Source organism: Xanthomonas sp. LF06-19 (assembly GCF_034105425.1).
In the GTDB taxonomy this organism is placed as follows: Bacteria; Pseudomonadota; Gammaproteobacteria; order Xanthomonadales; family Xanthomonadaceae; genus Xanthomonas_A; species Xanthomonas_A sontii.
Map to the genome: position 1 here is coordinate 225,221 of NZ_JAXGGH010000002.1, position 23,908 is coordinate 249,128.

Below are 23,908 nucleotides of genomic sequence, written 5' to 3' on the forward strand. Positions count from 1 at the left end.
CGAGGCGCAGCGGCGCCGCCGGCGGCGCATGTGCACGCGCCGCCGCGGACAATCCACGTCCCAGCGCCCGGGCTTCGGGCGCAGCGCAGGACGCGGCGCTTCCGTCATGGGCAACCGGCCGAGCGCCTTCGCCTCGGTCGCGCGTCCATCAGGCGACCTCTTTCGACACGGCAGACCGATGTTCGGCGCCACGCCTTCCGAACACGATCACGCTGCAGAGCGCGAGGATCCAGGCACTGATGCCGCCATACAACATCACCCATTGCATGCCTTGGATCATGGCTGCCGCCGCGACGTCGGGCGGAACCGTCGGCGTGGAGAGGCCCTGCCCCGCCGCGTGTGCGGTTCCGCCGGAAAGCCGCTCAGCCAGCCCCCGCAGCAACGTGACGTCGACCGTCGGCAGCGTCCGGCGGAGAAAGGACAACACGCCCTCCACCAGGATGAATCCCATGACCGCGATATTGATCGCAAGGCTGATCAGGCGCGCACTGGTGTCCATGCCGGAGGCCATGCCGGTACGCGCGACGCAGACCGACGCGGTGATGGTATTGGTCACCGGGGTGTTGACGATCCCCAACCCGGTACCGGCCAGTAGGCACCCGGGGAGCATCGTCAACCAACTGGCCCGCACCGTGCCGCTGCCCCACGCCATCAGCAAGAAGCCGGCTCCGATCGCAAACAGACCGGCAGGAATCACGGTATGCGCGCGGTAGCGCAGCGCCAGCCGCTCGCCCAACGGCGGCAGCACCAGGGTCGGCAAGGTGTAAGCCAGCAGCGAAAGTCCGGTGGCCACGTTGCCGTAGCCCAGCCCATGCTGGAACAGCAGCGGCAGATAGATCATGAGCGGCCAGAAGCTGAAGTTCATGCCCATCGAGCCCAACAGGGCGCCGGAAAAGTCGCGGATGCGGAACACCGAGAAGTCGAACATGGGCGCGTCGGCGCGGCGCTCCGCCACAACGAACGCGACGCAGCTGCCGCTGGCGATGATCAGACTCGCCAGCGACGAAACGCTGCCAAAGCCGGTTACCGGCCCTTGCGTGATGAACCACGCCAAGGCGAGCACCGCGACCGACAGCGAGACGATCCCGGCGACGTCCAAACGGCGCCGCTGCGGATCGCGCGACTCATCGACACCGACAAGCGCCAGTCCCAGAGCGATCGCGGAAATGGGAACATGCACAAGGAAAACCCATTCCCAACTCCACAACGCGACGATGCCGGCACCGATGATCGGGCCGAAACCCAGGCCGATGCCGAAGACGATCCCCCAGATCCCAAACGCCTTGGCACGGGCCGTCGCGTCTGCGAATTGCTGCGAGAGCACGGCGAACTGGCACACCAGCATGGCGCCCCCGGCCATCCCCTGAAGGAAGCGACCAGCGATCAGCAGCTCCGTGCTCCCTGCCAGGCCGCATACCAAGGAGGTCACGCCGAACAGGAACACGCAGATCAGGAAGATCCGCTTGCGCCCGTAGCGGTCGGCCAGCGTGCCCGTCGCCATCAGCACGGTGGTGCAGGCGATGGTGTAGGCATTCATGATCCACTGCAGATCGCGGAAGCTGCCATGCAGCGCCGCTTCGAGGAGGGGAAGGATCACCGGCACGCTGGAGATCTCCAGACCGAACATCAGCGAAGCCAGGCAGGCGGCCGCCAGCGTGAGGGTGTTCCTGCGCACGGAAGGAAGGTGCGTCATGGGCTTTTCCTAGAGGGACATCCGCCCGCGGCGCCGAGCGGACCGACCGGTGCACGGCGGGTCGATTCGGGCTTGGGAGCGGCTGACTTCCAGTCTGCGAGCACACAATGGATGATGGAAATGATTTAATTTTCTTGAATTAATTAAACAATGGACTGAATCGCATGGACTACGATCCGGATCTGTTACGCACTTTCGTTGCGGTGAACGAGACTGGCAGCTTCACGCGCGCTGGCGAACGGCTGCACCTCACCCAGTCGGCCATCAGCCATCACATTCGCAAACTGGAAGCGCAGGCCGGCACGGCACTGCTGAATCGCACAACCCGCCGGGTGAGCCTGACCGAAGACGGCGAAGACTTTCTTCGCCATGCGACGCAGGTGCTGCAGGCGCATGACGCGCTCGCACGGCGTTTCCGGCGTTCTCCGGTGTCCGGCACGGTGCGTTTCGGTGCCCCCGAAAGCTACGTCGGCGATCGCCTTCCGCCGATGCTGGCGCGGTTCGCACGGATGTTTCCGGCGGTGCGGCTGGACGTGACGGTGGATACCTATGCCGCGCTGCACGAGCAGATCGTTGCGGGCTCCCTCGACCTGGCGGTGACACTCGCACTGGAGGACGACCCGACAACGCCCCTGTTGCGCCGGACCCGCTTCGTGTGGGCGGCCGCGCCAGCGTTCGCGCCGGCCGCGAATGCGCCAGTCCCGCTCGCTTTTGCGCCCAAGCCCTGCCTGCACCGGCAGGTGGGAACCGCTGCACTGGAGCGCGCCGATCTCGCCTGGCGAGTGGCATTCACCTCGCCAAGTCAGCAGGGACTGCGCGCCGCCGTGAAGGCCGGCCTGGCCATCACCGCCCTGCCCCAGGAAGATCTGGAAGCGGGAATGGTCGCCGTGGACGAGCGCTTTGGATTGCCGCCGTTGCCGCACGCCAGCTTCCGGCTGCTGTGGAGCGAGGCCAACCGAACGCCGGCAGCGGAGGCGCTAGCGCAACAACTGTCGCAATCACCCGAGGCACTTTCCGACAGCGACGCGATGCCCGCCGACTGAAATAAAAAAGCCCGCTTGCAGCGAACTGCCAGCGGGCTTTGCTCCCTCCCCCACGTCGGGATGCAGGGCGATCTTGGGCGCTTTTTTTGGACATTGCACGCTGCACTGCAAAACGATACCGGGCAGTACATTCTGCGTGGGCGGGAATGGGAAGACGGGAATGGGGAATAGATAAGCGGGGGGATACGCGCGTTGCGTGCTTTCGCGTGCCGGCATGGCGCGGCGCACAGCGCATCCACCCGCAGCCAGCGAAACAGGCCTAACGGGATCTCTGTCGCGCTAAGGCGATGCCGCCGGTGCCGGCGCCTCCGGCAGCCATGCCGGTTGCTTGTCGTACCACTCGCGCGCGCCGAGCAGATGCCATTGCCGTTGTTCGCCGCGCAAGGCCACGCCCACGCCAAGCACGCCCCAGCGCGCATACAGATCGCCCTGGGTGCCGGCATCGCCCACGCGCAGGCGCGCGCGCAAGGCCACCCGCTCGTTCTCCGCCGCGACCCGATCCAGCCACAGCGCGTCCTTGCGCCAGCGCAGCTGTCCGCTGGCCTGCAGTTGCCCGGCGTCGGCCAGCTTCAGCAACCACGCCGGCGCATCGCTGTGCTGCGCGAACACCGCCAGCACCGGGCCGGCGTCGCGCATTTGCATCTGCACCTGCGCATCGGCCTGCACCGGCGCCGCTGCGGCGATGCGGCCCTGCGGAATGCGCAGCGTCGCCCACCAGTCGCCCTGCCTGGGCTGGGTGCCGTAGCGCACGCCCTGCAGGCGCAGGGTGCTGCCGCTCAGATCGAAGCGCTTGTCCTGCAGCTCGGCGCGCCGCAGCCGCGCGTCCAGGTCGAGATCACCGGCCAGTTCCAGGCCCGCGGTCTGCAGCCGCGCCCGGCGACCGAGCACGCGCAAGGTGCCCTGGCCGACCTGGCCGGACGCATCCAGCTGCAGATCGCCGCTGAGCCGGCCATCGCCGCCGAGCACACGCACCTGCGCCGCCGGCAGGTAGCGGTTGTAGGCGCGCAGGTCCGGCACGCGCGCATCGGCGAAGCGCAGCCGCGCCTGCAACGAGTCGCGCAAGGTGGCCAGCGCGCCGTCGCCCTGCAAGTCCAGTTGCAGGTTCTCGCCTTCGACGAAGCTGGCCTTGGGCGCGTCCAGCGGCGCCAGCGCGAAGCGGCGCATGCGCACGTCCAGTTGCGTGCGCGGCTGTTCGGCGCTGCCGACGATGCGGCCGACCGCCTGCGCCTTGCCGCTCAGGCGCACGCGCATGATCTCCGCCACCGCCTGCACGTCGGGTACGTCGAGACGGCTGCCGGGCTGCAGCGCGCCCTGCCGCAACTGCAGATCGGCGGCGACGTCGCCGCCGCCATCGAGCTGGAACCACGGCTTGCGCACCAGCAGGTCGCTGATCCAGTTCAACGATTCGAAATGCCAGCGTCCCTGCACGCGGCCGGAGGTGCGCGGCAGCAACGCCGCCAGGTCGTCGAACGGCACCTGGCGCCCGGCGATGCGCAGGTCGGCATCGAGCATGCTGCGCGGATCGACCTGACCGGGCAGGCGCGCGCGGGCGCGGATGTCCTCGCCCTCCACGTCCAGCAGCAGCGTCAGCACGCCGCGATCGGTGGCGCCCACGCCGGCATGCAGCGGCACCCGCCAGTTGAGCGCACTGCCGGGCTGCAGCGCGCCGCGCAGCAGGTGCAGATCGGCCTGCACATGGCCCAGGCCGGGTTCGGTGCTCAGCTTGGTGGTGTCGCCGGCGGTGTCGATGCGCAGGGCCACGCTGCGGCCGTGCATGCGCAGCGCCAGGTCGGTGATGCCCAGCTTGCGCAGCCCCGGCGCCTGCGCGCGGTAGTGGCGCGGGAACGAGAAGCGCGCGTCCAGCGTGGCCTGGTCGGCGATCTGGCGCTTGCCGTAGCGCACGCTGGCGTCCTCGAACACGATCTGCGAGCGGAACAGTTCCGACGGGCCGCCACGCAGTTGCTTGAGGAAGCCGACGGTGCCGTGGCCCTTGCCCTCGATCGCAAAATCGCCGAAGCGGGCGCGGCGCAGCGTGCCGCTGTGGATCGCATCGAAGCGCAGGGTCCAGCCCTGGTCGCTGGGCGGCGGTGGCGGGATCATCTCCTCGACGCGGTCCATCTCGCCGATCACGTTCACCGCTTCCATCCACGGCAGGCGCACTTCGCGATGCAGCAGCGGCAGCAGCGCGATGCGCGCGCTGGCGCGGTCGGCACGCACCTGCCAGACATTGCGCTGCACGTGGCCGCGCATGCGCACGTTCCAGGCGGTGATGAAGCCGGGCAGCACGGTGACGGCCGGCCCGGTGTGCATGCGGAACTTCTCCGGCTTGCGGTTGGTGGCCAAGTCGAACAGCGGCGTGTTGAGGAACACGTTGCCGGCCAGCAGATACAGCAGGTAGGCGATCAGCAGGCCGCGCAGGAGCAGGCGCCAGCCGCGCGGCAGACGCCGGTAGCGAGCATGGACGGCGGTCAGTGGGCGGGCGGAGAGCGGCACCGCCGCACTATCGCCGCGGCGCGGCGTGGAACGCGTGAAAGCGACGGTGGCGCATACCCGGCGTTGCGTGGCGGTGCACGCAGGGCCGCCAGGCCGCTCCATTGCACCGGCTGCATGCGCGCTGCGTCCTGCCATCGCAAACCAGACCCCACAAGGAGAGCGGAGAAACCAGCGCCCCTCTCCCACCGGGAGAGGGGTTGGGGTGAGGGTGCGGCGCGCGAAGCGCCGCACACATCGCACACACCGTGGCGTACATCCTCATCGCTGCGTCCGTTGCGCCGCATGCGCCGCCACGCGACAGGCGCAAAAAGTGGGGACACACCCCAACGCGGGCCTCGGCCCGATCCGCGATAATTGCCATCCCCTTCCCACGCCATGGTCGCCGCATGTCCGCCGAACGTATCCTCCATCCCCGCCTGCGCGAACGCATCGTCAGCGCCGAGGCCGCGGCGGCGTTGATCCAGCCCGGCGAGACGGTGGCGATGAGCGGCTTCACCGGCTCCGGCTATCCCAAGGCGGTGCCGATGGCGCTGGCGCAGCGTATCGAGGCGGCGCACCTGCAGGGGCAGTCGTTCAAGATCCAGCTGATGACCGGCGCCTCCACCGCGCCGGAACTGGACGGCGCCCTGGCCAAGGCCGACGGCATCGCCCTGCGCATGCCGTTCCAGTCCGACCCGGACGCGCGCCAGCGCATCAACGCCGGCAGCCTGGACTACATCGACATCCACCTCAGCCACGTCGCCCAGCACGTGTGGTTCGGTTTCTATGGGCAGATCGACACCGCGGTGGTAGAGGTAGCCGGCATCCGCGAGGACGGCAGCCTGATCCCGTCGACCTCGGTCGGCAACAACAAGACCTGGCTGGACCTGGCGAAGAAGGTGATCGTCGAGGTCAACGACTGGCAGCCGGCCGGCATCGACGGCATGCACGACGTGTACTACGGCACGGCGTTGCCGCCGCATCGCAAGCCGATCCCGCTGCTGCATGCCGACGACCGCATCGGCGAGCCGTCGCTGCGCTGCGACCCGGACAAGATCGTGGCGGTGGTGCGCACCCACGGCCCCGACCGCAACAGCCCGTTCACGCCCGCAGATGCCACCAGCCAACGCATCGCCGAGCACCTGATCGCGTTCTTCCAGCACGAGGTCGGCAAGGGCCGGCTGCCGCCGAACCTGCTGCCGCTGCAGTCCGGCGTGGGCAACATTCCCAACGCGGTGCTGGCCGGCCTGGCCAGCAGCGGCTTCCGCGACCTCAGCGCCTTCACCGAAGTGATCCAGGACGGCATGCTCGACCTGTTGCGCAGCGGCGTGTTGAAGGTCGCCTCGTGCACCGGCTTCGCGCTGAGCCCGGAGGCCAACGAGGAGTTCAAGCGCAACATCGACTTCTACCGCGAGCGCATCATCCTGCGCACGCAGGAGATCTCCAACCATCCGGAACTGGTGCGGCGGCTGGGCTGCATCGGCATGAACGGCATGATCGAGGCCGACCTGTACGGCAACGTCAATTCCACCCACGTGATGGGCAGCCGCATCATGAACGGCATCGGCGGCTCCGGCGACTTCGCGCGCAACGGCTTCCTGTCGATCTTCCTCAGCCCCAGCACGGCGAAGCACGGCAGCATCTCCTCGATCGTGCCGATGGTCAGCCACGTGGACCACACCGAGCACGACGTCTCGATCATCGTCACCGAGCACGGCCTGGCCGACCTGCGCGGCCTGCCGCCGCGGCAGCGCGCGCAACAGTTGCTCGCGCACTGCGTGGACCCGAGCTACCGCGCGCAGTTGCAGGACTATTTCGACCGCGCCCTGCACGCCAGCTACGGCAAGCACACCCCGCACCTGCTGCCCGAGGCGCTGTCCTGGCACCAGCGCTGGCTGGATACAGGGACGATGCACGCGGGCGGCTGAGCGGCGCCGGCAGCGGGTATGCTGCGCCGATGCTGACCACCCTGGCGGTTTCCTCCTATCGTTCCCTGCGCGAGCTGGTGCTGCCGCTGGCGGGGCTGACCCTGATCACCGGCGCCAACGGCAGCGGCAAGTCCAACGTCTACCGGGCGCTGCGCCTGCTCGCCGACACCGCCCAGGGCGGGGTGATCGCCGCACTGGCCCGCGAAGGCGGCTTGCCGTCGGCGCTGTGGGCCGGCCCGGAGACGCTGAGCCGCGCGGTCCGGCGCGGCGAGCATCCGGTCGAGGGCACGGTGCGGCAACAGGCCATCGGCCTGAAGTTGGGCTACGCCAGCGACGCATTCGGCTACGCCATCGACCTGGGCCTGCCGACGCCGTCGGCGTCGGCCTTCGGGCTGGATCCGCAGATCAAGCGCGAATGCATCTGGGCCGGCCCCTGGCTGCGCCAGTCCAACCTGCTGGTGGAGCGCAACGGGCCGGCGGTGCGCCTGCGGACCCAGGACGACGGCTGGACCGATGCCGGTGCCGGCATCGCCAGTTTCGACAGCGTGCTGGCGCAGTTCTCCGATCCGCGCGCGGCACCGGAGATGCATGAGGTCCGCGAGAACATCCGTCGCTGGCGCTTCTACGACCACTTCCGCACCGATGCCGCGGCACCGGCACGCATGGCGCAGATTGGCACGCACACGCCGGTGCTGAGCAACGACGGCGCCGACCTCGCCGCTGCCCTGCAGACCATCCTGGAGATCGGCGACGCCGACGGCCTGCATGCGGCGGTGGACGATGCCTTCCCCGGCGCGCGGTTGACGATCGAGGTGCATGCCGGGCGCTTCGATTTGGCGATGCACCAGCATGGCCTGCTGCGGCCGCTGTCGGCGGCCGAGCTGTCCGACGGCACCTTGCGCTACCTGCTGTGGATCGCCGCCCTGCTGAGCCCGCGCCCGCCGGAACTGCTGGTGCTCAACGAACCGGAAGCGAGCCTGCATCCGGACCTGCTGCCGGCGCTGGCGCGGCTGATCGGCAGCGCCGCGCGGCAGGCGCAGATCATCGTGGTCTCGCATGCCAGCCGGCTGATCGCGGCGCTGGAGCAGCAATCCGATTGCCTGCACCACCTGCTGATCAAGGAGCACGGCCAGACCGACGTCGCCGGCCTGCGCGCGCTCGATCGGCCAGCGTGGCATTGGCCCAGCCGCTGAGGCCGGGTGTGCATCGGGTGTGTCTGCTGCGTACAGCGGCATGCCCGATGGAGCGGTTGTCGCGTCGTTCGGGTTCGTCGCGTCGGGACTGAAGTCCCTCCCACAGTGCAGCCCTCTCGCATCCAGAATCTGCGCGAATGTGCGGCATCGTCGCGGGAGCGGCTGCAGCCGCGACGGGCGTTACGGGTCACGCCTCTCGCGGCTGAAGCCACTCCTACGACACCGCTGCGGATTCGGCGGTCGCTTGAAGGTTATCGGCGTCAGATGCGGTCTCGGGCGCGGTCAGGAACGCCAGCTTGCGGTCACGCGGCAACTGCTTGAGTGCGTACTCGGCGCGCGAGGCGGCGGCACGGTCGGGGTAGGCGCGACTGGCCAGTAGCCGCACCGGTGGGTTGGCGCGGGTGTACTTGGCACCGGCGCCGCGCAGGTGCGCCTGGAAGCGTGCCTGCAGGTCCGGGGTGATGCCGGCGTAGTAGCTGCCGTTGCGGCATTCGAGCAGGTACAGGAACCAGGGCGAGTCGGCGGCCATGCAGGCATTATCGACACGGTGACCGGTTTCGCCAGCAGCGGCGTCCGCACATGCGCGCATGCGACTCGGGCAGCACCTATCGGTCAGACCCCGATGTCGGCCAACGCGGCGCTGGCGGCATCGGCCAGTTGCCGATCTTCGGCGGTCAGCTTGACCCCACGCGCATGGCGCTGGAACAGCGTCGCGCCGAGCAGGACCTGGTGCGTCCGGCAGGCGATCGCCGCTATGCCCCCGGCCCATCAATGCGCGGCTTGTACATCCCATCGCGCCACTTCCACGCCGCCGCGCTGAACCGGCGACAACCGGTCTTAACGCCTCGCCAACACCTTGCCAGCCGCTGCCACACACCGGCATACCGTGGTCACCGGATGGGCGGATAACGTCATCACCGGCACGCAGCCGTCGATACCGAAGCTCTCTCCCTTCGCATTCGGCGGCGCGTCCGGCCCCTCTTCAGGGCCTCCCCCGCCCCCACGCACGCAGCCGGTCAGGCTGCGTGCGTTTCTCCCAGCAGCGCCCTCAGGCCGCCTGCGCCACGCGCGCCTGGCGCCGTGCGCGTACCGCCTGCGCCAGCCGCTCGAGCACCTGCACCGAGGTATCCCAGTCGATGCAGCCGTCGGTGATGCTCTGGCCGTAGACCAGCGGCTGGCCGGCGACCAGGTCCTGGCGGCCGCCGCGCAGGTGGCTCTCGACCATGGCGCCGACGATGCGGGTCTGCCCGGCCTCGAGCTGGCGGGCGATGTCCTCGATCACCTTGGGCTGGTTGTCCGGGTTCTTGCCGCTGTTGGCGTGGCTGGCGTCGACCATCAGTCGCGCCGGCAGTCCGGCCTTCTCCAGCACCTGCGCCGCCGCGGCCACGCTGTCGGCGTCGTAGTTGGGCTGGGTGCCGCCGCGCAGGATCACGTGGCAATCGGGATTGCCGGCGGTGGCCGCCACCGCAGTCTGCCCGTCCTTGGTCACCGCCAGGAAATGGTGCGGATGCGAGGCCGCGCCGACCGCATCGACCGCGATCTTGACGTCGCCGCTGGTGCCGTTCTTGAAGCCCACCGGGCACGACAGGCCCGAGGCCATCTCGCGGTGCACCTGGCTCTCGGTGGTGCGCGCGCCGATCGCGCCCCAGGCCACCAGGTCGGCGATGTACTGCGGCGAGATGATGTCGAGGAACTCCACGCCGGCCGGCAGACCCAGACGGTTGATGTCGCGCAGCAGGCCGCGCGCCAGGCGCAGGCCCTTGTTGATGTCGAAGCTGCCGTCGAGGTTGGGGTCGTTGATCAGGCCCTTCCAGCCGACCGTGGTGCGCGGCTTCTCGAAGTACACCCGCATCACGATCTCCAGCGCATCGCCGTAGGTCTCGCGCAGCGGGCGCAGGCGCTGCGCGTACTCCATCGCCGCGACCGGGTCGTGGATCGAGCAAGGACCGATCACCACCGCCAGGCGGTCGTCGCGGCCGTGCAGGATCTCGTGCAGCGCCGCGCGCGCGGCGGCGACGGTCTGCGAGGCCTCCTCGTCGCAGGGCAGCAGCGCCTGCAGCTGGGAGGGCGGGGTCAGCGGTTCGATCTTGCGGATGCGCAGATCGTCGGTGTGCGGGGCCATGTGCGTGTCTCGTCGGGGGGCTGGGTGGGGGCCAGATCCGGCGGCATGAAAAAAGCCGCCAGGTTCGCTGGCGGCTTTCGGGATTGCGGCTGAAGTGTCCTTCAGGGTGAACGCGATCCTTCCTCCGCCAGCGGCATCGGAAAACCGTAATACCAAAAGTAAAAGCTGCGGCAGGAAGCGTTCACGGGACGTAGTGATAGCACAGGGTTTGCGGCAGCGCCACAGTTGCATCAGCAACTTGTGGCGCCGGGAAAGGGGAACCGGGAATGGGGAATCGGAGAAGCAGCATCGCCGCGCCGCTTTCGATTCCCCATTCCCGACTCCCCATTCCCGGCCCCTCAGAAATCCAACACATATTCCATCGCCACCTCGCGGCCGATCGCGTCGTACAGGGTGGTGTTGTAGAACTGGTAGCCGTAGTAGCGCTCCTTGTTGTCGTAGCCGACGGTATCGAGCACGTTGTTGATGTACAGGTTGACCTTCATCTTCGGGGCGATGCGGTAGCCGGCGGTGAGGTTCCAGTACAGCGCCGGGCCGACGCGACCGAAGTAACGCGTGGTGCTCTCGCCGAAATGGCGGTTGGCGCTGTCGGTGACGCGGCAGGCGTCGGAGGGGCTGGGCTGGTAGCCGTCGTCGAAGCGGGTGCAGGTGCCCCAGTTCACCGCCTGGGTGGAGCCGAAGCGCTTGGCGTACACGGTCAGGTCCAGCGGGCCGCCGTTCTCCCAGTGCACGCTGCCGCGCAGCTTGCTGCGGATCTTCTGGTCGCGCAGGTTCTTGTCGTCGTCGGTGCGATAGGTCTGCTCGTGGTAGCCGATCAGGTTGTTGTAATCCAGGGCGACACTGAAGTTGCCCCAGCGCGCGGTGTTAAAGCGGTACTTCAGCGAGGCATCGACGCCGGACACGTGCATCTGCGCGATGTTGATCGGTCCCTGCTCGATGCCGGTGACGCGGCCGGCGGCATCGCGCGCCACGCGCGAAAGGATGCGCGCGCAGTACTCGGCGCCGCCGGGATTGACCCACACGCCGCCGGCGGTGGTCAGGCCGGTGCGGCAGCCGGCTTCGGCGCTGAGCACCTCGTCGCGGTTGAGGTCCTTGATCATGTCCTGCAAGCGAATCCGGTAGTAGTCCGCGGTCAGCGACAGGCCCTCGGCGATGTCCCAGACGAAGCCGGCGGTGACCGAGCGGCCATGCTCCGATTCCAGGTCCGGGGTGCCGCGGCGATTGACCTGCATCAGGTAGAACACGTCGCTGTTCTCGGCGCTGCAGCCGCCGGTGAGGTAATAGCCCTTCTGGATGCAGCGGTACTGATCGATCACGGTCTGCTGGGTGGAACTGGGTTCGCCGAGCACGTAGTGCATGTCCGGGGCGCGGAAACTGGTGGCGACGCTGCCGCGCAGCAGCAGCGTGCTCAGCGGCCGCCACTCCAGACCGGCGCTCCAGGTGGTGTCGCGCTGCGTGCCGATCGCCGCGCCCAGGTCGCTGCCGTAGGCACGGTAGTCGCCATAGCGGTCGTGACGCGCGGCCAGGCTGGCGTTGAGCGTGGACAGCAGCGGCACGTCGAACTCGATGCCGCCGGAGTAGCGCAGGCGCTCGCCGCCGCCGTAGTCGACCACGTCCAGCGGATAGCAAGTATTGGCGCAGGGATCGGGCGACAGCCGGTAGCCCTGCTTGGCCACTTCGCCCACCGCGGCGAACTTGATCGGCCCGGCCCAGCCCTGCAGCAGCTCGCCGGTGATGTTGGCGCTGGCCTGGTTGACCCAGGAATCGGCACGGTTGTGCGCCTTCACCGCCAGGTCGTTGTACTGCGCGCCGGTCAGCGGCTGGTACCAGCGCGACTCGTCGAGATCGTAGATCGGCGTGCCGTCGGCGGTGCTGCCCAGTTGCGGGCCGAGAAAATAGGCGGTGGCCTTCTGCGTGTCCACGGTGCGCACGTATTCGTCGACGGTGTAGCGCGCGCGGCCCACCGCCACTTCCCAGTCGAAGCGATCGGCGAGGCGGCCCTTGAGGCCGGCACTCAGGTCCCAGGACAGTTCCCTGGTGGTGTTGGCCAGGTTCTTCCAGCCGCCGGATTCGTAGCGGGTGAGCTGGCGGATCGCGTACAGGTCGCGGTCGCTGCCGGTGTCGTGGAACGGGCCGAGGTAGACGTAGGGCGGGTCGTAGGTCCAGTAGCCCAGGCTCTTGGTCGTGGACAGCGTGCTCCAGGCCTGCACGCCGTTGTCGAAGTCGAAGGTGCCGTACAGATACGCCGAGCCGCTGTCGCCGCCGCTGGCGGCCAGCCAGTCGGCGTAGTCGTGGGCCATGCCGCAGTAACCGCCGAGGTTGCGCACGGTGTCGCTGTTGTAGTCGTAGCTCAGCCGCTGCGCGTCGACGAACTGGCCGCCGAAGCGCGCACAGGTGCCGCTGGGCGGCGCCAGGCGCGTGTTGTTGCCGGCGTCGACCAGGCTCAGGCCGGTGAATGGATTGAAGCCGTACTTGCGCGCCTGCGCGGTCCAGTTGCTGTAGGACTCGTCGTCCTGGTCGTCCATCTTCGGCCGCTCGCCGACCGAGAGCGGATCGCGCCGGGTCCACTGCAGCGCGTAGGTCAGGTTCCACTTGTCGCCGCTGCGCCCGCCGACCCAGGACAGGTCGACCACGTCGCGCCCGCCGGCGGTGGCGGTGCCGCCGCGCAGGCGCACCTGGTTGCCTTCGTAGCCTTGCTTGAGGATCACGTTGATCACGCCGGCGACCGCGTCCGAACCGTAGATGGCCGAGGCGCCGCCGGTGAGGATCTCGATGCGCTCCACCGCCGCGGAGGGGATATTGGCGTAGTTGGCGAAGTTGCTCTCGCCGGCGTAGGGCTGCGGGTAGTCGGCGACGCGGTGGCCGTTGACCAGCAGCAGCGTGCGCCCGGGCCCGAGGTCGCGCAGGCTTACCGGCGAGGCGTTGGGCGTGTGCGAGCCGTACTTGGTGTCGGCCTCGACGCTGCCCTGCTGGTTGAGCGTGCTGAGCACGTCGTAGACGGTGAGAAAGCCTTCCTGCTGGATCTGCTGCGCACTGATCGTCAGCACCGGTTCGGCGCCCTCCACTTCCGAGCGTTTGATCCGCGAGCCGGTGACCACGACCTGACCGAGGTCGGTGGTGGCGGCGGCCTTGGGCGCGGCGGTGTCGGCGTCCTGCGCGCGCGCGTCGCTGGCGCCGTACAGCGCCAGCACGATACCGAACGCGAGGGTGGTGGATGAGCGAAGTGGCATGCGGTGTCCCCGGCAGCGGATGGAAGCAGCGCCGTGCGAACACGACCTGCGGCGCCCTCTTCGCTGCGCCGCGCCCACGACCGTGCTGCGCATGCCGCCGGCACGCGCCACCGTGCGCCGGCCGCGGCGCAAACAAAAGGACGAACATGCGGGCGTGCAGATCCCCCTGGACGCCCGTGCGTCCTAACCTGCATGGCGCTGAAAACGCTGTCAACACGCGGCTACAGCGCACTTGTAGACGATTGCGCGTTGTGCGCGATTCGCCGCGCAGCGCGTCGATTCTCGCCGTATCGCCACCGCAGGCCGTGCCAGCCGCACCTCTGGCGGAGACGCTGCTGGGCAACGATGGGCTGCATGCGCATCGCGATCGCGTGCCCCTCTTCCGTTGAGAGAGGGGTTGGGGCAAGGGTCCGGCGCGCAGCGTCTCGTGGTGTTTGAGGTGCATGGAGCGAAGCCTGCACTCGCATCCGTCCGGTTGGGTCACTGCCGCCTGGCACGCCTGTGCCGCGCCTCGGTCGGGGAGATCGCACAAGCCCGGCACAGGCAGCTTCCATGACCCGCTTCGCTGCTTACCGCAGCTCGGCGAGAAACGCCGTTGTCCTCGCGGGACCGGCTTCAGCCGCGACAGGCATTCCCGGTAGCGCCTCGTCGCGGCTGAAGCCGTTCCTGCGCATGATCCTGCGTCCTGACGGGAAGCTCGCTACAGACGCGCGCCAAGCGGATGCGCCAGCGGCGCGGCCGGCAGGTTGGTCAGCATGCGAGCGCATCGGCATGCCCCGATGTCGATGACACAAAAAAAGAGCCCCGCATCGCTGCGGGGCTCCTTTCGACTGCGTGGAACAACAGGTCGGCCGAGGCCGGCTGGATCAGAAATCCATGCCGCCCATGCCGCCCATGCCGCCACCCATGCCACCCGGGGCGGCCGGCTCTTCCTTCTTCGGGGCCTCGGCCACCATCGCTTCGGTGGTGATCATCAGGCCGGCGATCGAAGCGGCGTTCTGCAGCGCCGAACGGGTCACCTTGGTCGGATCCAGGATGCCGAACTCGACCATGTCGCCGAACTCGCCGTTGGCGGCGTTGTAGCCGAAGTTGCCGCTGCCTTCCTTGACCTTGTTGAGGATCACGGACGGCTCTTCGCCGGCGTTGGTGACGATCTCGCGCAGCGGCGCTTCCATCGCGCGCAGCGCGATCTGGATGCCGTGGGTCTGATCTTCATTGGCGCCCTTCAGCTCGCCGATCGCGCTCAGCGCGCGCACCAGCGCCACGCCGCCGCCCGGCACCACGCCTTCTTCCACCGCCGCACGGGTCGCGTGCAGGGCGTCTTCGACGCGCGCCTTCTTTTCCTTCATCTCGATCTCGGTCGAGGCACCGACCTTGATCACCGCCACGCCGCCGGCCAGCTTGGCCACGCGCTCCTGCAGCTTCTCGCGGTCGTAGTCCGACGAGGTCTCTTCGATCTGCGCCTTGATCTGCTTGATGCGCGACTCGATCGCCGAGGTGTCGCCGGCGCCGTCGATGATGGTGGTGTTCTCCTTGGAGACCTGCACCTTCTTGGCGCGGCCCAGGTCCTTGATGGTCGCCTTCTCCAGCGCCAGGCCCACTTCCTCGGAGATCACGGTGCCGCCGGTCAGCACGGCCATGTCTTCCAGCATCGCCTTGCGACGGTCGCCGAAGCCCGGGGCCTTGACCGCCACGACCTTGACGATGCCGCGGATGGTGTTGACCACCAGGGTCGCCAGCGCCTCGCCTTCCACTTCCTCGGCGACGATCAGCAGCGGCTTGCCGGCCTTGGCCACGCCTTCCAGCACCGGCAGCAGGTCACGCACGTTGGAGATCTTCTTGTCGTGCAGCAGCACGAACGGGTCGTCCAGGTCGGCCTGCTGGCTCTGCTGGTTGTTGATGAAGTACGGCGACAGGTAGCCGCGGTCGAACTGCATGCCCTCGACCACGTCCAGCTCGTTCTCCAGGCCCGAGCCTTCCTCGACCGTGATCACGCCTTCCTTGCCGACCTTCTTCATGGCGTCGGCGATGATGTTGCCGATCGACTCGTCGGAGTTGGCGGAGATGGTGCCGACCTGGGCGATGGCCTTGTCGTCGGCGGTGGGCTTGCTGATCTTCTTCAGCTCGGCCACGGCGGCCACGACGGCCTTGTCGATGCCGCGCTTGAGGTCCATCGGGTTCATGCCGGCGGCGACCGCCTTGGAACCTTCGCGGATCAGCGCCTGCGCCAGCACGGTGGCGGTGGTGGTGCCGTCGCCGGCGTTGTCGGAGGTCTTGGAGGCGACTTCCTTCACCATCTGCGCGCCCATGTTCTCGAACTTGTCGGCCAGTTCGATTTCCTTGGCGACGGAGACGCCGTCCTTGGTGATGGTCGGGGCGCCGAAGCTCTTCTCGAGCACGACGTTGCGGCCCTTCGGGCCCAGGGTGGCCTTGACGGCATTGGCGAGGATGTTGACGCCGCGCACCATGCGCGAACGGGCGTCTTCACCGAAACGGATATCTTTGGCAGCCATGTTGAGTTACCTCGGGAATAGGGAATGGAGAACAGGGAATAGGCAGATCAAGAGCGGGCGGTCGGGACGGGACGGAAATCGCGGGCGACGAAGGCGCCTGACCGATTCCCGATTCACCATTCCCGATTCCCGCGATCGGCGGCGCTCTTAGCCGACGATCGCCAGAACGTCGTCTTCGCGCAGCACCTTGTACTCGACGCCTTCGGCCTTGTAGCTGGAACCGGCGTACTGGCCGTAGATGACCTTGTCGCCGACCTTCAGCGCCGGGGCGCGCACGCTGCCGTTGTCCAGCGGCTTGCCGGCGCCGACGGCCACGACTTCACCCTTGGTGGACTTTTCCTTGGCCGAATCCGGGATCACGATGCCGCCGGCGGAGATTTCGTCGGCTTCGATCGGCTTGACTACGACGCGGTCGTGAAGCGGCTTGATGCTCATTGAGTGAGACCTCTTAAGTGATTGATTGGTCTAGGAAAGGCCGGCGATGTTAGCACTCGCCCATGACGACTGCCAGCAACGCTCGCGAAAAAACCCGGTAGCGCCGGGATGCGCCTGATGTAGTGCCGCGGCCGGGGCTTTCAAGGGCGGGAGGCAAAAAATTTTTGCCAGGAACGTGCATTCGGTGGCAAGCAGTGACCGAATCCCGTCACAGTGTCACAGAGGCAGGCTAGGCTGAGCGCGGACCCATGGGGGGATCCGTCACCAAAAGGAGTTGTCGATGAAGCCATCCGCCGTTGCGCTGCCGCTGGCCTGCCTGCTCGCCCTTGCCGGGCCGGCCCAGGCCGCCGTATTCATCAATGAATTGCATTACGACGATGCCACCGCCGCCGGCGACACCGGCGAAGGCGTGGAGATCGTCGCCACCGCCGGGGAGAGCCTGAGCGGCTACCGCGTCTACCTGTACAACGGCAGCAACCCGGGGTCGGCCGCCGTCTACGCCAACAGCGCGGTGCCGGCCGGCAACCTGGTCAGCTGCGGCGGGCAGGTGCGCATCGCCACCGTCAGCTACGCCAGCAACGGCATCCAGAACGGGCCCAACGACGGCCTGGCGCTGGTCGACGGCAACGGCAAGGTGGTGCAGTTCCTCAGCTACGAGGGCGCCATCACCGGCGGCGGCGGCCCCGCCGCGGGCATGACCAGCCAGAACCTGCCGGTCAGCGAGAGCAACAGCACCCCGGCCGGCACCTCGCTGCAGCTGCGCGGCAACGGCAGCGCCGCGGCCGACTTCAGCTGGAGCGACAGCGCCACCAGCACCTTCGGCGCCTGCAACAACGGCCAGACCTTCGCCGGCGGCGGCGGCAGCAACGCCGCGCCGACCGTGACCGCCACCACCCCGACCCAGGGCGCCACCGACTTCCCCGCCGCCGGCGACCTGGCGGTGACCTTCAGCGAGGCGGTGAGCCTGGCCAGCGGTGCGTTCGGCCTGAGCTGCCAGCAGTCCGGCAGCGTGGCGCTGACCTACCCCAGCAGCGGCACCCAGTTCGCGCTGTCCACCAACACCGCGCTGAAGGCCGGCGAGAGCTGCACCCTGAGCATCGTCGCCGCACGCGTGAGCGATGCCGACGGCGCGCATCCGGCGCAGGATCGCAGCGTCGCCTTCAACGTCGCCAGCGGCTCGGGCGGCGGCGGCAATGGCGCCGGCAGCTACTACTCGCGGGTCAACACCTCCAGCCCCAGCCAGCTGCGCTGCTCGCTGCACGAGACGATCAAGGGCCACACCGTCTATCCGTACAGCAGCAGCTCCGGCACCGACACCTGGGCCATCCTGGAGATCGCCGACGAGGATCCGAACAACAGCCAGCGCGTCCTCGACGCCTACCGCAACCGCAGCTATGCCAAGGGCACCGACCGTGCCGGCAGCGGCAGCGGCCTGAAGTACAACCGCGAGCACAGCTGGCCGAACTCGCTGGGCTTCGGCACCGCCACCGGCAACAAGGGCCTGCCCTACGCGCCGTACACCGACACCCACATGCTGTACCTGACCGACGCCACCTGGAACGCCGACCGCGGCAACAAGCCCTACGCCAAGTGCGACAGCAACTGCGGCGAGCGCGCCACCGAGGCCAACGCCGGCTTCGGCGGCGGCAGCGGCCGCTACCCGGGCAATTCCAACTGGGTGCGCACCCCGGACGGCAACAGCGGCACCTTCGAGGTGTGGGACCACCGCAAGGGCGACATGGCGCGTGCGGTGATGTACATGGCGATCCGCTATGAGGGTGGCGTGGATGCCAAGACCGGGCAGTCCGAGCCGGACCTGGAGCTGACCGACGACCGCAGCAAGATCGTCAAGACCTCGTCCTCGCCGGCCTACATGGGCCTGCTGTCGACCCTGATCGCGTGGAGCCAGCAGGATCCGCCGGACGACGCCGAGCGTGCCCGCAACGAGGTGATCTACAGCTTCCAGGGCAACCGCAACCCGTTCATCGACCACCCGGAGTGGGCGACCTCGTCGCTGTTCACCTCGGCCAAGCCGGCCAGTTGCCAGTTGCTCAACTGAGCCGTGGTGCCTCGCCCGCTGCATTTGCAGCGGGCGGGGATGATCAGCCATTCGGCTGCTGAAAAATCCGGGATTCGGGATTGGAGATTCAGAGCGGCGCCGGCTTTCCCCGCGGGCGCCGCCAAAGCGCGGCCGGCATCCCTATACTGTCGGCCGCATGTCCGCGCCCGCCCTCCGCTTGCTGCTCAGCACCTGCCCCGATCCGGCCAGCGCCGCGCGGGTTGCCCAGGCGCTGGTCGACGAACGCCTGGCCGCCTGCGTCAGCCGCCTGCCCGGCGTGCAGTCCACCTACCGCTGGCAAGGCGAGGTGGAACACGGCGAGGAAGTGCTGCTGCTGATCAAGACCGCCGCCGACCGCCTGCCCGCGTTGCGGCAGCGGCTGTGCGCGTTGCACCCCTACGAGGTCCCCGAACTGGTCGAACTCGAGGTCGCCGGCGGCCTGCCGCCCTACCTGCAATGGGTGCATACCGAAACCCGTGAGGAACCGTAAGCCGATGACCCTGCTGCACCGCCTCGCCGCCCTGTGCCTGCTGGCCGTGGCCGCCTTCCCCGCCCTGGCGATCAGCGAAAAGGACCTGCTGCCGGTGGACCAGGCCTTCGCGCTGAGCGCACAGGCACCCGAACGCGGCCGCATCGCGCTGCACTGGGACATCGCCAAGGGCTACTACCTGTATCGGCACCGCATCGCGGTGAAGGTGATCGGCGGCTTCAAGCCCAACCCGACCCTGCAGTTGCCGGCCGGCCACAAGAAGACCGACCCGTACTTCGGCGAGGTGGAGACCTACCGCGACGAACTGAACGCGGTGCAGAGCGGCGTCGCCGATCCCGGCACCAGCCGCGTGCAGCTGGAGGTGCGCTACCAGGGCTGCGCCGATGCCGGCGTGTGCTATCCGCCGCAGAAGCGCTTGCTCGAGGTGACCCTGCCGGCCGCCACGGCCGCCACCGATCCCGCACCGGCACTGCCGCCGCCGGCCGCAACGGGCGGGCTACCGGGCAACGGCCCGGGCGCCGGCAACGGCGCCAAGCCGCTGTTCGGTCCCGGCCCCGGCACCGCGGCGGTGCAGGGCCTGCCGCTGCCCTCGGACCAGGCGTTCCAGTTCGAAGCCATCGTCGGCGACGGCAATACCCTGCTGCTGCGCTTCACCCCGGCGCCCGGTTATTACCTGTATCGCGACCGCACCGCGCTGGCGCTGGAGGGCGCGCCCGGCATCCGCACCGGCATGCCGCGCTGGCCCAAGGGCAGCTCGCACCAGGACGAACACTTCGGCAACGTGGTGGTGTACTTCGACCAGACCGAGGTCACCGTGCCGCTGCAGCGCCAGCGCGCCGACGCCACCGCCGCGACCCTGGTGGCGACCTTCCAGGGCTGCCAGACCGACGGCATCTGCTACCCGCCGATGACCCGGCGGGTGAAGCTGGCGCTGCCCAAGGGCACCGTCACCCCGGCCGACCAGGCCGAGGTCAGCCCGCTGCTGGTGACGCCGCTGGACAGCCGCCAGGCCGACGCCAACGACGCGGCCGCGGCCACGGCCGCCGATGCCCTGCCGGCGACGCCGGACGCCTCGGCGCACAACGCCGCGCGCAGCGCCGCACCGCCGCCGGCCACGCAGAACCTGCTGTGGATCCTGCTGCTGGCGCTCGGCGGCGGCCTGCTGCTGAACCTGCTGCCGTGCGTGCTGCCGATCCTGTCGCTGAAGGTGCTGGGCCTGGCGCAGAGCGGCGAGAGCCGCGGCCGCGCCCGCAGCCATGCGCTGTGGTACACGCTGGGCGTGCTCGCCTCCTTCGCCGTGGTCGGCGGCATCGCCGTGGCCGCGCGGCTGCTGTGGGGCTTCCAGCTGCAGCGCCCGGGCTTCGTCGCGGTGCTGGTGTACCTGATGTTCGTGGTCGGGCTGAGCCTGTCGGGCGTGTTCACCCTCAGCGCCAACCTCGGCGGCGTCGGCCAGTCGCTGTCCACGCGCAGCGGCCCGGTCGGCGATTTCTTCACCGGCGTGCTGGCCTGCGTGGTGTCCAGCGCCTGCATCGGCCCGTTCATGGGCCCGGCGCTGGGCTATGCGCTGACCGCGCCGCCGGCGATGGCGATGCTGGTGTTCCTGACCCTGGGCCTGGGCCTGGCGCTGCCGTTCCTGCTGATCGGCTTCGTGCCCTCGCTGGCCAGACGCCTGCCCAAGCCCGGCGCCTGGATGGAGACGCTCAAGCAGGTGCTGGCGTTCCCGATGTACCTGAGCGCGATCTGGCTGCTGTGGGTGCTGGGCAAGCAGCGCGGCGTGGACGCGGTGGCGCTGCTGCTGATCGGCGCCACCCTGCTGGCGCTGGGCCTGTGGTGGTTCGAGCGCGCGCGCTGGCGCGACCACAAGACCGGCATGCGCCTGGCCGCCGTGCTGCTGCTGGCCGCGCTGGTGCCGGCCTGGGGCGTGACCCGGCTGCCGCCGCCCAGCGTCAGCGTCGAGCGCAACACCGTGGCCTATTCGCCGCAGATGCTCGACCGCCTGCGCACCGACAACCGCGTGGTGTTCGTCAACATGACCGCCGACTGGTGCGTCACCTGCAAGGCCAACGAACGCAACGTGTTCGACAGCGACGCGTTCCGCGACACCATCAAGCGGGTGGACGCGGTGTACATGAAGGGCGACTGGACCAACGAGGATCCGCGCATCAGCGCCTTCCTCGCCGAGCACAAGGCGGTGGGCGTGCCGCTGTACGTGGTCTATGGCCCTGGCGCGCCGCCGACGGTACTGCCGCCGGTGCTGAGCCAGGCGGTGGTCGAGGACGCCCTGCTGCGCGCGGCGCGATGACTCCCGCCAGCGCGCGCCTGCTGGCGGTCGCCGCGGTGGCGGCGGTGCTCGGCGTGGCGGCGGCGCACTGGTGGGAACGGCGGACGCCGGCGCAGCCCCCGGCAACGTCCGCCACGGCCAACGGCCATGCGGCCGCGCCGCCGGTCGCCGCGGCGCGCCCGGGCGATCCCGCCCCGGCGCTGCGCCTGCCCACGCTCGACGGCGGCCACCTGACGCTGGCGCAGTTCCGCGGCCGGCCGCTGCTGGTCAACGTCTGGGCGAGCTGGTGCGAACCCTGCGTGCGCGAGATGCCGGAACTGGACCGGCTGGCGCGCGCGCAACCCAGCGACGGCCTGCAGGTGCTGGGCATCGCCCTAGACCGTGCCGAAGACGTGCGCGCCTTCCTGCAGCGAGTGCCGATCGGCTACCCGATCGCGCTGGAGACGCCCGGCCCGGCCGACGCCAGCGTGCGCCTGGGCGACACCCAGGGCCTGCTGCCGTACAGCGTGCTGATCGACGCCGACGGCCGCATCGTCAGGCAGAAGCTCGGCCCGTTCGCGCCGGGCGAAGTGGAGGGCTGGGTGGGCGGCGGCGCGCAGCCGACGCAGTAGCCGGCGAGCCAGCCGCCGATGCGCGCCCTTGTGGGAGCGACGTCCGCGTCGGCGACGCATTGCCGATAGCGCTGTCGCGACCCACCTCGCGCCTCCCAAGCGGCTTGCGGCGAGCCTGCCGGGTGCACTGTGGGAGGGACTTCAGTCCCGACGCATTGGATTATCGGGAAAGCGCACTGCAGCGTCGTGAGAGTTGCCTCCCACGCCACGTCCACGCCGCACCGGATCAGTCCGCTAGAACGCCTGCCGCTGGCGTGCCTCGCCTTCATCGGCGGTCCGCACCTGCGCCAGCGTCGCCAGCTCCTCGGCCAGGCGCTGCGCGGCGGTACGCAGTTCCGGCACCGCGGTGATCTCCCACAGCACGCCACGCAGCAGCGGCCCGATGCAGTACAGCCCGGCGACCGGATGGCCACTGCCGTCGCGCACCCGCAGGCGCTCGTCCACCTGCAGCCCCAGGCCCAGCGGATCGGCCTGCAGCAGGCCGGCGTCGCGCATCGTGGCGACCAGCGGATGGCTGGTGCGGGCGACGTCGGTGTCCAGCCCGGTGGCGCGGATCAGCACATCGAAGTCCTCGGTGCGCGCGTTGCTGCTGGCGCGATCGCGGATCACCGCTTCCACCGCGATTTCGCCCAGCCGCGCGCGCAGCAGGCGCCCGGCGCGGATGCGCAGCTGGCCCTGCGCCTGCAGTTGCGCCAGCGCGGCCGCCGCGGCCGGCGCCAACCGATGCCGCGCCGCTTCCCAGTACGGCCGCAGGTGGCGCAGGAAGCGGGCGCGCGCCGCCGGCGCCAAGCCTTGCCAGAACGGCTGCAGGTGCGGACGCAGCGCATCCACCACGCAGCGCCAGTCCTCCACCACCGTGGTCAGTTGGCGCAGGCTGCGCACCAGACCGCGCAGGTCGTGGCTGCGCAGCGCCTGCACGACGCTGGGCGGCAGGCTCACCGGCGCGCCCGGCACCGCCAGGTGCGCCTGTGGCGCCAGGCCGCGCCGCGACAGCGCGGTGATCGGGCCGCGGTGTCCGCGCCGACGCAGGGTCAACGCCACATCGGCCATGGTCAGGCCGGTGCCGACCAGCAACAGCCGCGCCTGCGGCGGCACCTCGTCCAGCACGCCGTCCTGCCACGGCCAACCGATGTAGCGGCGATGCACCGCCAGGCGCGGGCCGATGCCCGGCAGCGCCGCCGGCGGCAGCGCGCCGATCGCCAGCACCACCACGTCGGCGACCACGGCCTCGCCATTGGCCAGGAACAGGCGGAAGCCGTCCGGATCGCGCTCCACCGCCACCGCCTCCTCGCTCACTCGCGCCACCTCGACCGGCGACGCCGCCAGCGCATCGTCCAGGTGCTGCTGCAGGTAGCGGCCGTACAGCAGCCGCGGCAGGAACTGCAGGCGTTGCGCGGCATCCAGCTGCATGGCGTCGGCGAAGCCGCCCGGCTCCTGCGGATCCACCCCCAGGTCCTTGGCGCGCACGTTCAACACGTGTTCCGGCCGCGCCGCACCGTAGGCGATGCCGCGGCCGTAGGTGTCGGCCACGCCGACCAGGGTGATGTGGCGGGCGGCGCCCTGCCTGGCCAGCGTCGCGGCCAGCACGTTGCCGCAGAATCCTGCGCCGATGATCGCAATTCGCATGGCTCGCACCTTGGCCGGTCGGGCGTTCTTTGTGCCCGGGATGTCCGCCGGAGGTGTAAACCCTCGGTTAATGCGTGCGCAGATCGCCATGGCAATGCGGCATCAGCACATGGGCGATGTCCATGAGTCAGGCTGCACGGCGATCGGCAAGGCCGAGCCGAAGGCCGCTGACGCCGCGGCAGACACAGAAGCGCTCGGTCCGCACGTACCGA

15 protein-coding genes and 1 pseudogene are annotated in these 23,908 nt (G+C 69.4%); 7 read left to right on the top strand and 9 right to left on the bottom strand.

Annotation, left to right across the window (positions count from 1 at the left end; translation table 11 throughout):
• Nucleotides 1-148: 148 nt before the first annotated feature.
• Complete coding sequence (locus SLW55_RS04970; RefSeq protein WP_320744759.1) at nucleotides 149-1,693, bottom strand: MFS transporter; 1,545 nt, start codon at nucleotides 1,691-1,693, stop codon at nucleotides 149-151.
• A 164-nt stretch (nucleotides 1,694-1,857) separates the two neighbouring features.
• Between SLW55_RS04970 and SLW55_RS04975 the strand changes: the two genes are divergently transcribed.
• Nucleotides 1,858-2,736 (top strand): LysR substrate-binding domain-containing protein, encoded by an 879-nt coding sequence (locus SLW55_RS04975; protein ID WP_320744761.1) that lies wholly within the window; start codon nucleotides 1,858-1,860, stop codon nucleotides 2,734-2,736.
• Nucleotides 2,737-3,015: 279 nt separating this feature from the next.
• On the opposite strand, the gene SLW55_RS04980 is transcribed toward SLW55_RS04975, so the two are convergent.
• Entirely contained in the window at nucleotides 3,016-5,331 is a 2,316-nt protein-coding gene (locus SLW55_RS04980; RefSeq protein WP_295952268.1) for a hypothetical protein, read from the bottom strand.
• Between the two features lie 284 nt (nucleotides 5,332-5,615).
• Between SLW55_RS04980 and SLW55_RS04985 the strand changes: the two genes are divergently transcribed.
• Nucleotides 5,616-7,136 carry an acetyl-CoA hydrolase/transferase family protein gene (locus SLW55_RS04985; protein ID WP_152236712.1) on the top strand — a complete coding sequence of 507 codons (1,521 nt, stop codon included), beginning with the start codon at nucleotides 5,616-5,618 and terminating at the stop codon, nucleotides 7,134-7,136.
• A gap of 29 nt (nucleotides 7,137-7,165) precedes the next feature.
• Entirely contained in the window at nucleotides 7,166-8,329 is a 1,164-nt protein-coding gene (locus SLW55_RS04990) for an AAA family ATPase (protein WP_295950545.1), read from the top strand.
• Between the two features lie 214 nt (nucleotides 8,330-8,543).
• Here the strand turns inward: SLW55_RS04990 and SLW55_RS04995 are convergent, their stop codons facing one another.
• The 6 genes and pseudogenes from SLW55_RS04995 to SLW55_RS05020 all read right to left on the bottom strand — a co-directional run bounded on the left by SLW55_RS04995 (nucleotide 8,544) and on the right by SLW55_RS05020 (nucleotide 16,629).
• Nucleotides 8,544-8,858 (bottom strand): GIY-YIG nuclease family protein, encoded by a 315-nt coding sequence (locus tag SLW55_RS04995; protein ID WP_295946691.1) that lies wholly within the window; start codon nucleotides 8,856-8,858, stop codon nucleotides 8,544-8,546.
• Nucleotides 8,859-8,950: 92 nt separating this feature from the next.
• Nucleotides 8,951-9,058: pseudogene (locus SLW55_RS05000) on the bottom strand (LysR family transcriptional regulator); the annotation flags it as partial.
• Between the two features lie 319 nt (nucleotides 9,059-9,377).
• Complete coding sequence (locus tag SLW55_RS05005) at nucleotides 9,378-10,451, bottom strand: 3-deoxy-7-phosphoheptulonate synthase (protein WP_150409731.1); 1,074 nt, start codon at nucleotides 10,449-10,451, stop codon at nucleotides 9,378-9,380.
• Between the two features lie 338 nt (nucleotides 10,452-10,789).
• Nucleotides 10,790-13,702: a TonB-dependent receptor gene (locus SLW55_RS05010; protein ID WP_320744883.1), complete on the bottom strand. Its 2,913-nt coding sequence runs from the start codon at nucleotides 13,700-13,702 to the stop codon at nucleotides 10,790-10,792.
• Nucleotides 13,703-14,547: 845 nt separating this feature from the next.
• Entirely contained in the window at nucleotides 14,548-16,194 is a 1,647-nt protein-coding gene (groL, locus tag SLW55_RS05015) for a chaperonin GroEL (RefSeq protein ID WP_010340980.1), read from the bottom strand.
• A gap of 147 nt (nucleotides 16,195-16,341) precedes the next feature.
• Nucleotides 16,342-16,629, bottom strand: coding sequence for a co-chaperone GroES (locus SLW55_RS05020; RefSeq protein WP_010340979.1), 288 nt, complete (start codon nucleotides 16,627-16,629; stop codon nucleotides 16,342-16,344).
• A gap of 280 nt (nucleotides 16,630-16,909) precedes the next feature.
• On the opposite strand from SLW55_RS05020, the gene SLW55_RS05025 reads away from it, so the two are divergent.
• From SLW55_RS05025 to SLW55_RS05040, 4 genes are all read left to right on the top strand, one after another.
• Entirely contained in the window at nucleotides 16,910-18,688 is a 1,779-nt protein-coding gene (locus SLW55_RS05025) for an endonuclease (RefSeq protein ID WP_152240146.1), read from the top strand.
• A 157-nt stretch (nucleotides 18,689-18,845) separates the two neighbouring features.
• Entirely contained in the window at nucleotides 18,846-19,178 is a 333-nt protein-coding gene (gene cutA, locus SLW55_RS05030) for a divalent-cation tolerance protein CutA (protein WP_320744763.1), read from the top strand.
• 4 nt (nucleotides 19,179-19,182) lie between these two features.
• A complete protein-coding gene (locus tag SLW55_RS05035; protein WP_320744765.1) occupies nucleotides 19,183-21,480 on the top strand; it encodes a protein-disulfide reductase DsbD in 2,298 nt (765 codons plus the stop codon).
• On the top strand, nucleotides 21,477-22,070 hold the full coding sequence (locus SLW55_RS05040; protein WP_320744766.1) for a TlpA disulfide reductase family protein: 594 nt from the start codon (nucleotides 21,477-21,479) through the stop codon (nucleotides 22,068-22,070). Before SLW55_RS05035 ends, SLW55_RS05040 begins: the two co-directional genes overlap by 4 nt.
• A 234-nt stretch (nucleotides 22,071-22,304) precedes the next feature.
• Here SLW55_RS05040 and SLW55_RS05045 read toward each other — a convergent pair whose 3' ends face one another.
• The gene (locus SLW55_RS05045) at nucleotides 22,305-23,696 is read right to left on the bottom strand and encodes an FAD/NAD(P)-binding protein (RefSeq protein ID WP_320744768.1); all 1,392 of its coding nucleotides are present in this window, start codon (nucleotides 23,694-23,696) and stop codon (nucleotides 22,305-22,307) included.
• Nucleotides 23,697-23,908 lie beyond the last annotated feature (212 nt).

What these genes read in the sequence shown, in the direction of transcription:
- SLW55_RS04970 (WP_320744759.1), bottom strand. Translation starts at nt 1,693, where the DNA reads ATGACGCACCTTCCTTCCGTGCGCAGGAACACCCTCACGCTGGCGGCC.
- SLW55_RS04975 (WP_320744761.1), top strand. Translation starts at nt 1,858, where the DNA reads ATGGACTACGATCCGGATCTGTTACGCACTTTCGTTGCGGTGAACGAG.
- SLW55_RS04980 (WP_295952268.1), bottom strand. Translation starts at nt 5,331, where the DNA reads ATGGAGCGGCCTGGCGGCCCTGCGTGCACCGCCACGCAACGCCGGGTA.
- SLW55_RS04985 (WP_152236712.1), top strand. Translation starts at nt 5,616, where the DNA reads ATGTCCGCCGAACGTATCCTCCATCCCCGCCTGCGCGAACGCATCGTC.
- SLW55_RS04990 (WP_295950545.1), top strand. Translation starts at nt 7,166, where the DNA reads ATGCTGACCACCCTGGCGGTTTCCTCCTATCGTTCCCTGCGCGAGCTG.
- SLW55_RS04995 (WP_295946691.1), bottom strand. Translation starts at nt 8,858, where the DNA reads ATGGCCGCCGACTCGCCCTGGTTCCTGTACCTGCTCGAATGCCGCAAC.
- SLW55_RS05005 (WP_150409731.1), bottom strand. Translation starts at nt 10,451, where the DNA reads ATGGCCCCGCACACCGACGATCTGCGCATCCGCAAGATCGAACCGCTG.
- groL (WP_010340980.1), bottom strand. Translation starts at nt 16,194, where the DNA reads ATGGCTGCCAAAGATATCCGTTTCGGTGAAGACGCCCGTTCGCGCATG.
- SLW55_RS05020 (WP_010340979.1), bottom strand. Translation starts at nt 16,629, where the DNA reads ATGAGCATCAAGCCGCTTCACGACCGCGTCGTAGTCAAGCCGATCGAA.
- SLW55_RS05025 (WP_152240146.1), top strand. Translation starts at nt 16,910, where the DNA reads ATGAAGCCATCCGCCGTTGCGCTGCCGCTGGCCTGCCTGCTCGCCCTT.
- cutA (WP_320744763.1), top strand. Translation starts at nt 18,846, where the DNA reads ATGTCCGCGCCCGCCCTCCGCTTGCTGCTCAGCACCTGCCCCGATCCG.
- SLW55_RS05035 (WP_320744765.1), top strand. Translation starts at nt 19,183, where the DNA reads ATGACCCTGCTGCACCGCCTCGCCGCCCTGTGCCTGCTGGCCGTGGCC.
- SLW55_RS05040 (WP_320744766.1), top strand. Translation starts at nt 21,477, where the DNA reads ATGACTCCCGCCAGCGCGCGCCTGCTGGCGGTCGCCGCGGTGGCGGCG.
- SLW55_RS05045 (WP_320744768.1), bottom strand. Translation starts at nt 23,696, where the DNA reads ATGCGAATTGCGATCATCGGCGCAGGATTCTGCGGCAACGTGCTGGCC.